At 48.5% G+C, this 14,556-nt stretch carries 12 protein-coding genes; 3 read left to right on the top strand and 9 right to left on the bottom strand.

Annotated elements, in window-relative coordinates:
- Positions 1-49: 49 nt before the first annotated feature.
- The 9 genes from rpe to ispH form a co-directional block, all read right to left on the bottom strand.
- A complete protein-coding gene (gene rpe / locus ACNFVB_RS10875; RefSeq protein ID WP_430737508.1) occupies positions 50-742 on the bottom strand; it encodes a ribulose-phosphate 3-epimerase in 693 nt (230 codons plus the stop codon).
- Between the two features lie 54 nt (positions 743-796).
- The gene (locus ACNFVB_RS10880; RefSeq protein ID WP_342454257.1) at positions 797-1,051 is read right to left on the bottom strand and encodes a TIGR03643 family protein; all 255 of its coding nucleotides are present in this window, start codon (positions 1,049-1,051) and stop codon (positions 797-799) included.
- Between the two features lie 265 nt (positions 1,052-1,316).
- On the bottom strand, positions 1,317-2,207 hold the full coding sequence (fghA, locus tag ACNFVB_RS10885; RefSeq protein WP_430737509.1) for an S-formylglutathione hydrolase: 891 nt from the start codon (positions 2,205-2,207) through the stop codon (positions 1,317-1,319).
- A gap of 94 nt (positions 2,208-2,301) precedes the next feature.
- Positions 2,302-3,771 carry a C13 family peptidase gene (locus ACNFVB_RS10890; protein WP_430737510.1) on the bottom strand — a complete coding sequence of 490 codons (1,470 nt, stop codon included), beginning with the start codon at positions 3,769-3,771 and terminating at the stop codon, positions 2,302-2,304.
- A gap of 397 nt (positions 3,772-4,168) precedes the next feature.
- On the bottom strand, positions 4,169-6,148 hold the full coding sequence (gene htpG, locus ACNFVB_RS10895; RefSeq protein WP_430737511.1) for a molecular chaperone HtpG: 1,980 nt from the start codon (positions 6,146-6,148) through the stop codon (positions 4,169-4,171).
- A 305-nt stretch (positions 6,149-6,453) separates the two neighbouring features.
- On the bottom strand, positions 6,454-7,980 hold the full coding sequence (locus ACNFVB_RS10900; protein ID WP_430737512.1) for a catalase: 1,527 nt from the start codon (positions 7,978-7,980) through the stop codon (positions 6,454-6,456).
- A 367-nt stretch (positions 7,981-8,347) separates the two neighbouring features.
- Positions 8,348-9,163, bottom strand: a complete 816-nt coding sequence (locus ACNFVB_RS10905; RefSeq protein ID WP_430737513.1) for a thioesterase family protein — start codon at positions 9,161-9,163, stop codon at positions 8,348-8,350.
- Positions 9,164-9,331: 168 nt separating this feature from the next.
- A complete protein-coding gene (locus ACNFVB_RS10910) occupies positions 9,332-9,583 on the bottom strand; it encodes a hypothetical protein (RefSeq protein WP_430737514.1) in 252 nt (83 codons plus the stop codon).
- Position 9,584: 1 nt separating this feature from the next.
- Positions 9,585-10,541 carry a 4-hydroxy-3-methylbut-2-enyl diphosphate reductase gene (gene ispH, locus ACNFVB_RS10915; RefSeq protein WP_430737515.1) on the bottom strand — a complete coding sequence of 319 codons (957 nt, stop codon included), beginning with the start codon at positions 10,539-10,541 and terminating at the stop codon, positions 9,585-9,587.
- Between the two features lie 328 nt (positions 10,542-10,869).
- Between ispH and gmk the strand changes: the two genes are divergently transcribed.
- From gmk to ACNFVB_RS10930, 3 genes are all read left to right on the top strand, one after another.
- A complete protein-coding gene (gmk, locus tag ACNFVB_RS10920; RefSeq protein ID WP_075100474.1) occupies positions 10,870-11,493 on the top strand; it encodes a guanylate kinase in 624 nt (207 codons plus the stop codon).
- 190 nt (positions 11,494-11,683) lie between these two features.
- Positions 11,684-11,944: a DNA-directed RNA polymerase subunit omega gene (gene rpoZ, locus ACNFVB_RS10925; protein WP_068403827.1), complete on the top strand. Its 261-nt coding sequence runs from the start codon at positions 11,684-11,686 to the stop codon at positions 11,942-11,944.
- Positions 11,945-12,339: 395 nt separating this feature from the next.
- Entirely contained in the window at positions 12,340-14,538 is a 2,199-nt protein-coding gene (locus ACNFVB_RS10930) for a RelA/SpoT family protein (RefSeq protein WP_430737516.1), read from the top strand.
- The last annotated feature ends 18 nt before the right edge of the window (positions 14,539-14,556 follow it).

Below are 14,556 nucleotides of genomic sequence, written 5' to 3' on the forward strand. Positions count from 1 at the left end.
TTATAGGGCGCTCACGCTCACAGCAGCCGTGAGCCGTGCCCCATCTCAGCTATGCACTCGCGTTGGCCAATGCCAGCTCTGCACGCATGGCGTCGATTGCAGCTTTATAATCTGGTTGATTAAATATCGCCGAGCCTGCGACAAACATATCAGCGCCCGCTTCAGCGATCGCACGGATATTGCTGGCCTTGACGCCGCCATCCACTTCAAGCCTGATATCACGGCCACTGGTGATGATGCGCTGACGCACCTCACGCACCTTGCCCAGCGTACTGTCGATAAACGACTGGCCACCAAACCCTGGGTTGACACTCATTAGCAGGATTTGATCGACCTTATCCATCACGTAGTCTAAGTAATGTAAGGGCGTTGCTGGGTTTAATACCAAACCGCACTCAGCGCCGCCATCTTTGATCAGCTGCAAAGAGCGGTCGATATGCGCGCTGGCTTCTGGGTGAAAGGTGATAATACTCGCACCCGCCTCTAAAAATTGCTCAATCATACCGTCGACAGGTGACACCATCAGATGCACATCGATAGGGGCATCGATGCCATAATCACGTAGCGCTTTACAGATCATGCTACCAAACGTTAAGTTGGGTACATAGTGATTGTCCATGACATCAAAATGAATGACATCAGCACCCGCCTCTAATACCTTTTCGACCTCTTCACCAAGTCTGGCAAAGTCAGCCGATAAGATAGAAGGCGCAATAAGATAAGGCTTAGAAGGACTGCTCATAAATAAACTACCTGATTGATGATTGTATAAAAATAACAAGGCTAGAAACCACAGCTAACGCGGCTTATATTGCGTTTTGCAATAAGCGCGTCCTACGCTAAAGGAGCGTTTGGCGTCATGTTTGGTAGCACGGCAGCTGACACGCCGACGCCATAGGCGAAAAGACGACGGTTTTAGCGTGTGACGCATCAGCTTAATAACTGCTGTCTCATTTAGACCATAACCATGCTCTATCGCTGAAAATGGCGTCCTATCCTCCCACGCCATCTCTATCACGCGTGATATCTGCGTCTCATCTAGCACGCTCAGACCACTACCTATATGCTGAGGACAGGGCTGCGGCTCAGTTGACGCCCGCTTACCACGTTGCTTGTTTTGTAAGGCGGCAATCATATCAGCGCGCATGATGGTAAGCGAGGATGAGGCACAAGCGGCCTGCGATATAGCAGGCCTGGAAGTCATAATATCTTGATAACTTGCCATCATATTTTAACCTTAATAAACATAAGCAATCTACCGTACAGCACCTATATGAAAGCCTACGCACAAAAAACAGCTCGGGACAAACAAGCCACTAGCCAAACTGCGCCATACGCCAATGGTGCTCGATATGATCATTAATAAAAGTTTGGATAAAGTAATAGCTATGGTCATGCCCTGCTTGATAACGTAATGTTAAGGGCTGTTTGGCTTTTTCACAAGCGTCAAGCAACTTATTGGTCTGTAATTGGCCGTCTGCCAAAAAATTGTCCGCCGCGCCTTGATCGACCAAAATACTTGTATACTGCTGACCGACTTTTTCTATCGTTTTTGCTGCATCTGCTTGCGTCCACTGCGCTTTATCATCACCAAAGTACTCTGTAAAAGCAGCCTCGCCCCATGCCGACTCGCTGACGGCGCATACTGGCGACAGCGCTGATACGCTGACAAACTTACTCGGGAATTTAAACCCCAATAGCAGTGCCCCATGACCACCCATCGAGTGGCCTGTCACACCGATGCTATCGATAGGAAACTCTGAGCGCAGTAAGTCATATAGCTCATCTACGATATAACTTTGCATATTAAAATGCTCGGACCACGGTGCCTGCGCAGCATCGACATAGTAGCTGGCGCCCTGCCCGACAAAATAACGCTCATCATTTGGCACATCCACCGACTCACTACTTCTCGGCGAGGTGTCTGGCGCGATAAATATCATCCCAAGCTCGCTACATTTTTGTTGAAAATGCGCTTTGTGCGTGACGTTATCGGCATTACACGTCAAACCTGATAAATACAAAACAGCTGGACAGCGGCGACCTGCAAGCGCCTCATCTGGCAAGTAGATACTAAACGTCATCGCAGTCTTTGTCGCTGTCGATTGATGGCTATAATAGTGCTGCTCGCCATCAAAACAGCGATTGATACTAAGCTGCGTGAGCTGTGAGCTGGCAGAGAGGCTATGATGATAGGAGTTATTCATAAGTCAGATCCTTTTTATCTAAGATAAAATACTGGTCAAATATATGACGCTTAACGAGAGAATACATGGGTCATGCTGTTTTATATTGATAAGATCAACGTATCTCATCAATAGCGGCGACTGCTGGACGGGCAGCGTTTTTAGGTGCGGTATCGATGCCAGCCCTCTCTATAATGCGTGCCACTGGCAGCCGCGTTTTATCAAACAGCACTTGCTCAAAGGCTGGCAGCGCCGTCTCCATTAGACTACCGATGGCCATTTGCGGCTCAGAGGGCTCAAAGCCCATCAGGTTTTCGCGCTTACTAACCCGCCGCCTTGCGTCGTTAAAGGCCGCCGCAAAGCTGGTATTGCTACGCAAGCTCTCGGCAAAAAACGCCTGCCCAAAGTAAGTCATCTCAGCGGTGTTGGTACAACCAAACGACATCTTGTCAGCAGCTGAGGCGGTAATCACCACTGTAGTCGGCGACGCCAGCTCGTCGATAAACGAGCCAGAATAACAGGCAGACACCACAATCACTCGCCAGCGAATACCAGACGCATCCAGTGCCTCACGCAGCCATGCCGCATCGAGGTTTTCCATGGCGAGCGGCGGGTTGGCCAATTGCATCAGGTCTTCGGTGCCGTGTGATGAGAGCGTCATAAACAGCACATCTTCATCGGTATTCATCTGTTGGCCAATTTTTTTTAGCCCGCGCAAGATACTGGTCTTGGTCGCCACTGGCTCATCTAGCCAGCTATAAGTATTATTAATCAAAGCAAGCGAGCGACCACTGGTGCCAAACCGCACATCGAACAGCTCACGGACTTTATTGATCTCCGAGCGAAATACATTTTGCTCAGAAAACCCCGCCACACCCATAAAATACCAGTCAGTTTTGCCTGTAATACCCGGATCGATACTGTTTAGAGCGTTTTGGAGCAAACGCGGCTGCTTATAGAGCGCCGCCTCCTCTAGCACAGGCTCGATAGGGATTTGTTTAAATATGGGCTGATCAGCGACGTTACGCTGCCAGATAGTCAAAAGCGCCACCGCACCGAGCAGCACAAGGATACGCTCCCACCATGGAATACGCAGACGCCGCGAAAATATCCAAAGCAGTGCCAGTGTCTGCCACAAAAAAAGCAGCAAAAATAAAATAGGTAAAAACGAATAGCTCCAGTCAGGTAGCCAGCCGTGACTGCCCAAAAACTGTACCAAGCTTTGTAGCAGCGCCGATAACGTATCCGCGACCAGCCATAGCACCACGGGCACAAACACCAAGGCTTGATTGCTCGCTCGCCGTGCCAAGATGATACCACCGAGCAAAATAATCATCGGCCAAATAAGATAGCTGACCAGTCCTTGCTCATTAAACACGCTGCCATTTTCGGCTGCCAGCCACGAAAACAGCACATTACTGCCCAGCGCCAATAGCGCAAAAACAGCAAACTGTATAAACGTAGGCTTGACCCAAGAAAACGCCCGCGTTGAGCCTACTAGCATCCATAAGGTTGCAATGATATTGGCCGCGAAATTGAGCGAAAAACGCTGAAGCGATACGGTTTTTAACGACGCAAGTGACAAAGACTTAGACCTCTAGCCAGTCGAGAGAAATAATGCAAATCTAGGATAGCACGATTTACTGTCGGCGTTTTTTAATCGACCATTTTATATACTTTATCTAGGGCGTGTTGAACAGTCACAAATAGGCACTGTCAGTGCCACAGTTGAAGGTTCAACACGCCCTAAGGTTTGTACGGTGTACCGACAGCAGTTTTATCCCTAATTGACGATAAAACAGGGTTAAAAATAAAAAACCCAGCCAAACAGCTTAGCGCGCTAATCTATCGCGATTGTAACGGATTGTCGCCTAAGAGGATAAGGCTGATTTGTAAAATTCGGCTATATTTACATAAAAACATATAAAAAAAGAGGCCTTGAGTACAAGACCTCCTTTATTAGTCCCTGATATCAGTCGTGTTTACTTCATCAATAGCTCGTTGACGCGTTTTAGATACGCGGCTGGGTCGTCAAGTTGACCACCGTCGGCCAATAGTGCTTGATCAAAAATCACTTGCGCCAGCTCATCAAACTGCTCGCTGGTTTCTAGTTTTTTGATCAATGGATGCTCTGGGTTGACTTCAAGCGTGGGCTTACTCTCTGGCACCTCTTGACCCATTTGCTTGAGCATCTGAATCATCTGCGGGGAGAGCTCACCTTCGCCGACCACTAAACACGCTGGGCTGTCGACCAGACGCGTTGAGACTTTGACGTCTTTGGCACGTGCGCCTAGGGTCGTTTTGAGTTTATCAACGACTGGCTTCATGGCCTCTTGCGCCTTTTCCGCTTCCGCTTTTTCTTCTTCGTCTTGCAAATCGCCCAAATCTACCGCACCTTTGGCGATGTTTTGTAGCGGCGTGTCATCAAACTGGGTCAAGAAGTTCATCGCCCACTCATCAACACGGCTGGTCATCAAGATCACTTCGATGCCTTTTTTCTTAAACAGCTCAAGCTGCGGGCTATTTTTGGCAGCAGCGAGGTTGTCTGCCGTGAGATAGTAGATGGCTTTTTGCCCATCTTTCATACGTGCTTTATAATCCTCAAAGCTGGTCTCGACCTTGTCATTAGTGCTGGTGGCATAGCGCAGCAACTTGGCAATACGCGCTTGGTTGCCCATGTCCTCGCCTAGGCCTTCTTTGATGACATCGCCAAACTCGCTATAGAACTGCGCAAATTTTTCTTGCTTGTCGCTGTCCTCGCTGTTGGCAAGGCTTGCCAGCAAAGTCAGTATGCGGCGCGCGTTACCATCACGGATAGATTTTACATCGCGTGACTCTTGCAACAGCTCACGGCTGACGTTCAGTGGTAAGTCAGCAGAGTCGATCACCCCTTTGACAAAGCGCAGATACATCGGTAGTAGCTGCTCGGCGTCATCCATGATAAAGACGCGTTTGACATACAGCTTTAGCCCATGCTGCTGCTCGCGTGTGTACAGATCCATTGGCGCTTTTTTAGGAATATATAACAGCTGGGTGTACTGCACGCGGCCTTCGACACGGTTGTGTGTCCATGTGAGCGGATCGTCCATGTCATAAGTGATGTTTTTATAAAAATCGACATATTCATCATCTTCGATTTCAGATGCTGAGCGTGTCCACAGCGCACTGGCTTTGTTGATGGTTTCCCACTCATCGGTCAAGACCATCTGGCCGCCGGCTGGTGCGTCGCTACTATCATTTTCGTCCGCACCTTCCTCTTTGACATCTTCTTGCCAAACTTCTTTACGCATCTGAATCGGCAAGCTGATGTGATCTGAGTATTTGTTGACCAAACGCTTGATCTTTCCGCGGTCTAGGTAGTTGTCTTCACCTTCACTGTATTCTTCTTTTAAGTGCAGCGTGATACGGGTGCCGCGAGTGTCTTTTGTGATGGTCTCAACCGTAAAGCTTCCCGTGCCATCAGATACCCAGCGGACGCCTTGATTGGCAGGCTCACCAGCTTTGCGCGACTCAACGGTGATAGTGTCGGCCACGATAAACCCTGAATAAAAACCCACCCCAAACTGACCGATCAGCTGACCGTCTTGTTTTTGCGACTCAGACAGCTTATCTAAGAAAGCTTTGGTGCCTGATTTGGCGATGGTACCTAGGTTTTCGATGGCATCGGCTTCATTCATACCGATACCATTATCGATAAAGCTGATGGTTTTGGCCTCGGTGTCGACATCGATGCGAATTTTAAGCTCGCCGTCGTCTTCATAAAGGCTGTCATCGTTGGTGGCTTCAAAGCGCAACTTATCACAAGCGTCCGAGGCGTTAGAGACCAGCTCACGAACGAAAATATCGGCATTAGAATATAGCGAATGGGTCACCAAGTGCAGTAGCTGGGCGACTTCTGCTTCAAAACTGTGTTTTTTTACATCAGCGGAACTTTGATTGTCCACTTGGGTCTGCTCACTCATAAAAACTCCTATTATTCATACCAAAGATGCTGTCATCAGCAGCGGTGAATCACAAATTTTCCAATACCAACAGTATGGCATCTCTGGCCATAAAGGCTGGGCGATAAATACTGTTAGGCTGGTTAATCAGATAGGGGCACAGGCAAAAATTTCAAGCCAAAATACCGCAAAAACCAAGATTGGCCATAAAAATCGGCCACAAAAAAAACCGCCTAAGTTGACTTAAGCGGTTTTTATGATTTTTTAGCATTGAGTGGCATTGCCTCGCTTGCTACCTCTAAGCGCGCCAAGCGATGCGTCGCGGCTTATAGACAGCTTGGCAGATGACGCGCTGGATCAGCGTCACGGGCAGCCATCGCATCTTCGACGCGCAAGCCCAAAGCCTTGGCCACGCCCTCGCCATACGCAGGGTCACACCAGTGGCAGTTGCGAATATGACGATACTGGATAAAGTCTGGCACGCCTGCCATGTTTCTGGCGGTATTATCAAACAAGACCTGCTGCTGCTCAGCACTCATCAAATGAAACAACGCGCGTGGCTGGCTAAAGTAGTCGCTGTCGTCTTCGCGAAAATCATAGTGCGCCGCATCGCCATAAATCTTTAAGGGTGGCTCGGCATAATCAGGCTGCTCCTGCCACTGGCTAAAGCTGTTTGGCTCATAGTGTGGGCGGCTGCCATAGTTGTCATCGACGCGGCCTTGACCATCACGGTGGTTGCTCATCACAGGGCAACGCGGTTTGTTGACAGGGATCTGCTGATGGTTGACACCGACACGGTAACGCTGGGCATCGGCGTAGTTTATCAAGCGGTTTTGAAGCATTCTATCTGGTGAGACGCTGATACCTGGGACTAGGTTGCTAGGTGCAAACGCAGCTTGCTCGACATCGACAAAATAGTTGTCAGAGTTTTTGTTCAGCTCAAACTCACCCACTTCGATAAGCGGATAATCCCCTTTTGGCCATACTTTGGTCAAGTCAAACGGATGATAAGGGACGGTATCTGCCTCAGCTTCTGGCATGATTTGCACGTACATTTTCCACTTCGGAAAATCGCCTTTTTCGATAGCATCGTATAAGTCTTTTTGATTACTTTCACGGTCCATACCGACGACTTCACGAGCTTCGTCATCGGTTAAGTTTTTGATGCCTTGCTGCGTACGAAAATGAAACTTCACCCAATAGCGCTCGCCCGCTTCATTCCAAAAGCTGTAGGTGTGCGAGCCAAAGCCATGCATGTGTCTGTACGAGGCTGGGATGCCGCGATCACTCATGACGATGGTGACTTGGTGAAAGGCTTCTGGTAATAAAGTCCAAAAGTCCCAGTTGTTGGTCGCTGAGCGCATGTTGGTACGTGGATCGCGTTTGACCGCTTTGTTTAAATCTGGGAATTTGCGTGGGTCGCGTAAAAAGAACACAGGCGTGTTGTTACCGACCATATCCCAGTTACCCTCTTCGGTATAAAACTTCAAAGCAAAGCCGCGAATGTCGCGCTCTGCGTCGGCCGCGCCGCGCTCGCCTGCCACAGTACTAAACCGCGCAAACATCTCGGTTTTTTTGCCCACTTCGCTGAAAATAGAAGCGCGGGTATATTTGCTGATGTCGTTGGTCACGGTAAAGGTACCAAACGCGCCTGAGCCTTTGGCATGCATACGGCGCTCTGGAATCACTTCGCGGGCAAAATTGCCAAGCTTTTCATTGAGCCAGATGTCTTGAGCCAATAATGGGCCGCGCTTGCCTGCGGTCATGCTGTTTTGGTTGTCAGCGACTGGTGCGCCATTACCCATGGTCAATTGGGTTGGGGCGTAAGGACATTTTTTATCACTCATGGTCATACTCCTGTAAAAACAAATGAAAGTGCCAAACTTATACTGAATACGCTTCTAGCAGTACGTCTAGAATCCTCGTCAGTTTGTTTGAAAATCGGTGATTCTTGTTCAGATAAATTTTGTTCATAGTAACCTGCCTGTGCAGTTATCTTACCTAGCCTTTGCTTGATTACTATTACAACTGATTTATATTGTTTTGTATAATAAATTAATCACATACTTTCGTTTTATTTTACAGAACTATAGAAGACTTTGCGATAATCGGCATGGTTCTGGCTCTGCCTTGCCTTCGTTAATATGATCAGCATAGTTAGCATGGTCGCGAATGCGGCGTATATGCTCGCTTACCTATGCTCGCTCACCTTCCTTTATACTAGCGCGGCATCGGGCGAATGGTCAGTATTTGCTCGCTACGACCAAAGGGACCATGCACATCGTGGAGCACAGCACTGGTCAGCCCGATACCATCAGCGCCATACTGCTGTACCGCTTCGATACCGAGCCAGCGACCTTTAGGGACACGGTGCATATGGATTTGCAGGTCTGTATTGGGAAACATCCACTCTAGTTTTGACAGACCTAAACCCAGTCTTGGTACCACGCCATTGGCAGTATCGACCATGCCCAGCAGATGCACCATATCATCAGTGGGTACGCCCTCTACCATCTCGACATCGTTGGTTATCCAAACCATGCCGCGACCTTCTCGGCGATCTGGAGCGGCCACCAAGCGCACACTTTCAATAAAGCCGCCCGGCCAGCCTTTCATATCCTCCCAAACAGGCAACGTTTCTGGCTTATGCTGTGCTGGTTGATCCTCAATGCCAGCGATGGCGCTGGTGTCTTGCGTCAGCAGTCGCCATGCCCTAGCAATAATGGCATCTCGACCACGGCTGCTCATTACCGCCTCGACAAGCTCGATGGTCTTACCTGGGCGAATACAGCGCGTGGTGATAGTAAACTCATCAAGCGGTATCAGCCCCAAAATATCTAAGCTAATACGAGCAATGCGCATGTTTTTTTGCGGCGCATACCTTTGCAGCTCAGCGCTCAGCACCCCAGTAGCTGGTGCCATATGTTGCTCGTGCTCGTTCCACGCGCCTTGGGCATGCTGGGTCGGCCGATAATGCGCGACACTGACGCCCTCTGCCAATGGTTCGCGTTTGACCAATTTGTAATACGCTGACATAATTTTCCTTAATATTTTCGATTCTCTTTTTTATTTAAAGTACACTATTTATGACCGCAAACTGTCTGGCTGATCTTGCCTGACTTATCGTCGACGTGTACCTTATATGAGCTTGGTTGGATATGAGCTTGATTGAAATAACGTGTTGCCAGATTCGATAAGCGTACGTTATTTACTCAATCGTTGTTTTTGCATGGTCAGCAGTGTACGACTCTTGACCATGATAAATAGAAAAAACGCCATCACCGCAATCAGTACGCCATATAAGACGCTATAACCCTTCATCAACTGAGCGGTATTGAGTAGCAGCATCAGCACCAAGACGATGGTGACAAAGGTATTGATTTTTAGCTGCTTGTTGATCTCATCTAGCGTGGCTTCTGCTAAGACAAACTTTGTTTTTGGCCGCTGTTGACTCATATCACTTGCCTACTTGAGTGACCGGAATGCGCAGCGCTTTTGGCAGGCTAAACGTCACGTTTTCTTCGATACCCGATAGCTCGCTTGGCAAATTACCACCCCATTCTTGTAGCTGCTTTAGTACTTCTTGGATCAGGACTTCCGGCGCTGAGGCACCAGCCGTCACCCCGATACTCTGCACACCCTCCAGCCAGCTTTTGTCCATCTCGCTGGCATTGTCTATCAGATACGCTCGGCAATCCATACGTTCGGCCAGCTCGCGCAGACGGTTGGAGTTTGATGAGTTTGGTGAGCCAACGACCAACACCACTTCACAGCGGCCCGCCAAGTCTTTGACCGCATCTTGGCGGTTTTGGGTGGCGTAGCAGATATCGTCTTTGCGCGGGCCTTGAATACTTGGAAACTTATCGCGCAGTGCATCGATGACGCGCGCGGTATCATCCATCGATAGTGTGGTTTGGGTGACAAACGCTAGGCGCTCAGAGTCTTGGGCACTGAGTGCAGCCACATCACTTTCGTTTTCGACCAGATGAATCTGACCGCCATGCCCACGATTAAATCGCCCCATGGTGCCTTCGACTTCTGGATGTCCAGCATGGCCGATCAGCACAGCATCCATGCCCTCTTGTGCAAACTTTGCCACTTCGATATGCACTTTGGTGACGAGCGGACAAGTGGCGTCAAATACTGTCAAATCGCGGCGCTCAGCCTCATCCTCGACCGCCTTTGATACCCCGTGTGCTGAAAAAATAACGATGGAGCCATCTGGTACTTCATCCAATTCTTCAACGAATACCGCGCCGCGATTGGCCAAGTCTGAGACCACAAATTTATTATGTACCACCTCGTGGCGGACATAAATGGGCGGCTCAAAACGTGTCAATGCTTCGTTGACAATCGCAATAGCACGATCGACACCAGCACAAAATCCCCGCGGATTGGCAAGATAAATTTGCATAAAAAGGCCTATCATTAGATAATTTGTATTTAAGACTATATAAAACGTCTCACAACAGCTTGGAGTAAGCTTTGATTGAAGGTTTGGGATAAAACCCATGCGTTACTGTAGCATAATTTGCTTTTATTGCCTTTGAAATTCCTGCGCCGGTCACAGTTAGTAAGTGGTAGTCATGTGACTACCGCCTACTGATGGGCAGGTGCTTTATTATGCGTAACAGCTGTTTATCACGGTACCAATCACCCCTGCTATCGCCATAAATGATGGCGATTTTTCTTTTTACCAGCTTTTTATATTTATTAGGGCACTCGCTACTAGGACACACTGTATGACAGGTTCACTATTTATCATCACCGCCGCTTCAGGTACTGGCAAGACCTCACTGGTAAAACAGCTATTGGCTACCACCAATGACTTGACTGTCAGTGTGTCACATACCACGCGTGCGCCGCGTCCAGGCGAGGTCGATGGTCAGCATTATCATTTTACCAATGTCGACAAATTCGTCGCCGCCATCCATGACAATCAGTTTTTGGAGCATGCTGAGGTGTTTGGCAACTATTATGGCACCTCAGAGCAAAGCGTACGGGCGCAGTTAGACGCAGGCGTCGATGTCATCTTAGAGATTGACTGGCAAGGGGCGCTACAAGTCAAAAAAATCTTTACGGACGCGGTGATGATTTTTATTTTACCGCCTAGTATCGACACCCTGCGTCAGCGTCTATCGACACGCGCGCAAGACTCGATGGAGGTCATTGAGCAGCGTTTGGCCGGTGCAGTGACGGAAATGGCGCAGTACGTCCATTTTGATTATGTGATTATAAATGACAACTTTGAGGTGGCATTGACTGAGCTAAAGGCCATTATCGTCGCTGATAGGCAGACCCTAAGCCGCCAGCAGCAGCGCTACCATCGCACCATTGCCAATTTGCTCGGCACTCAGGCAGACTAAAACGTCAGATAAATGAACACATTAAAAGGGCGGCGTGCCAGACTTTGCGCAGTAGAGATAAAAAAGCAACGACGCGGCGGGGCAAAAATGCTATAATGTCTAGCTATCCCCCTTTATATATTTTTGATATTATTTTTATTGAGTGGCGGCCATCTTCGCCACTTAATAAAAACAACCGAGGTAGCTATTTATGGCACGAGTGACGATTGAAGATTGTTTAGATAACGTAGATAATCGCTTTGAGCTGATTTTAGTCGCAAGCAAGCGCGCCCGTCAATTGGCCAAAGGTATCGCTGAGCCAATGGTTGATGTCGATAATGACAAACCAACGGTTTTGGCATTACGTGAGATTGCTGCTGGCAAAATCACCCGCGATATTTTAAATCAGCCAGAGCATAACTTTGCAACCAGCTCATTAGACTTAGCCCTGTCAGGTGATCATAGCTTTTAATCTTTAATCGTGGTTTGATAGACCAATCAGATTAAGGCGGGCTATATATGCCCAAAAAGCCGTTATATCACCATGACAAAAGAGACCACAGCATCGGCTGTGGTTTTTTGGTTGTATCAGTTGTAATCACCACTCAGACCCCAAAATATACCACTGAGTAGGATTTTTTAGATTTTTTGCCGCGCGATTTGCTTAGCTGTTGACATTGAATGCGATTTACGATTAATTAGAAGCTGCACGGCTCCCACTCTCGCGTTTTCTATAAAGAGTTCACATTTTGTCAGCCGCCGTTTATCTTGATCGATGATTGATTGTTATCGCAGTTGCCTAGTCATAAAAAGCAGCCATAAAAACTGGTCATAAAACCCAGTCATCAAATATAGGATCGTCACTTTATGATTCAAACCTTGCCCAAACTCAGTCATCACCTAGTCGATGAAGCTCAATATAACTTATTGCGCTCAGTAGGCTACCTCACTGCCGCCGAGCGCCGTGATGTTATTGATGCCTGTGAGTTTGGTGACATCGCCCATATCAAGGATAAGCGCAAATCAGGGGAGCCTTATATCACCCACCCTATTGCAGTCGCTGAGATATTGGCAGGTTTTCGCTTGGATCGAGACACCATCATTGCGGCGATTTTGCATGATACGGTGGAGGATACTGAGGTCAGTGATGAGCAAATCGCCGAGCGCTATGGCAAAGCCGTAGCCAGATTGGTCGATGGTGTCACCAAGCTCAAATCCTCGGCACACAATAAACAAGAAAACAAAGCTGCCACTTTTCATAAGATTTTGACCGCGACCCTCGCAGATCCACGAGTATTGATCATCAAGCTGGCAGATCGCCTGCATAACATGTCGACATTGGATGCGGTGCGCCCAGAAAAACAGCGCACCACCGCGCAAGAAACGCTGGATTTTTATGTGCCCTTTGCGCGGCTGATGGGTCTCAATGACATCGCCGATTATATCGAGGTACTGTGCTATCGCAACCTTGATTCTGAGATGTACAACAAGCTCTCAGATAAGCTGTTGCAGCATGGCTTGGGGCGCAATTTTCAACGAGAAGCCATTCATCGCTATCTGAGTATCGTGTTAAATAACTTAGATCTAAACGGTCTGGTCAAGGTCTTGGACAACCGCGTGGTGATTTACCGACAGTTTTTTCGCAACCGCGGCGAAATCAATGCGCTATTGCGTCATTATGCGTTTGAGATCGTACTCGACAATATCGAAGCTTGCGATAAGCTCGCCTATTATCTGATCAAAAAATACCAAATCGACGACACCCATATTGCTGACAATATTCGCCGCCCGCTGCCAGGTGGCAATCAGTCGCTGACGCTCATCTACGAGCGCGACAATGACGTGGTCAAAGTTACGATTTTGACCAAGCAAATGCAAAGCGCGGCAAGGCTTGGGGTCATCGGTGCTGAGCACGCCTCTGATGTCAGTCAATCGGTCATTCAAGCGTCCTTGCGTAACATGAAGGACTTGGTCGAAGAAGACAGCTTAAATGATGGCAGTCCTGACTTTTCGGCGGCCGTCTCTACCATTAACGAGCTGATGGATTATCTACACTCTAGCAAAATCATTTGTTATAGCCCCAAAGGCCGAGCCTACGAGCTGCCGCAAGGCGCCACCGCCCTAGACTTTGCTTATGCTGTCGGCCCGATGGTCGGCAACGTCGCTGTCGGTGCCAACATCGATGGCAAAAAAGCCAAACTGGGCACGGTGGTCAAAAATGGCCAACTGGTTGAAATCGAGGTCGACAACCACTCAGAGCCAAAAGCAGAGTGGCTTGGGTTTGTAGCCACCAACAAGGCCCGTGAAGAGATATTGCGCTGGTTTAAGGACTTGTCCGCTGCTGACAAACAGCATCATGGAAAGCAAGCCTTAGATCGCGCGCTTAAGACTTATCAAAAAAGCCTTGACGATCTGACAGACAGCGACTGGAAAAACCTAACTGAATGGCGCGGTTTGACAGAAAAAAACACCTTATTTGAGCAAATCAGCTCTGGCACATTGCTGCCGCAGCTGGTCGTTACCCGTTTATTTAGTGACGAAGTCAACGACCTACACGCGCAAGAGAATAGCGATGACATGACCCAGCCGCAGCAGCTGATCGTCAACGCCTCAGGGGTTGAGATCAACTTTGCCAATTGCTGTCATCCGATCTACGGCGACCCTATCGTCGGTCATTTATCGCGCCACGGTCTGGTCGTCCATCGTCATAAGTGTTTTTCGCTTGATGACATTCGTAAAGACAATCCTTATCAGGTCATTCAACTGCGTTGGCGCAGCGATAAAGCTGTCAACCAAAGCGAGGCGGGCGAGACGGGGATCAAAAATAACGGTAAGGTTCGTTTCCCCGCTTATCTTAAACTCTCTATTGCCTTGAGCGATGAGCAAATCAGTGAAGTGATTTATCACTTGCGCCAGCTCAATATAGGCGTCGAAAAAATCGATGTTCGCAGCAGCGATACCATCCTCCATATCGTGGTACGTAGCCGTAACCACTTAGCGCAGGGTATCCGCGAGCTGCGCTCATTACTCGGCTTCCCCAATATTATCCGTCTATATCAGCTATAACGCTAAATGGCGACCAGA

The sequence above is a fragment of the Psychrobacter sp. VH5 genome, from assembly GCF_050572635.1.
GTDB classification, from domain to species: domain Bacteria; phylum Pseudomonadota; class Gammaproteobacteria; order Pseudomonadales; family Moraxellaceae; genus Psychrobacter; species Psychrobacter celer.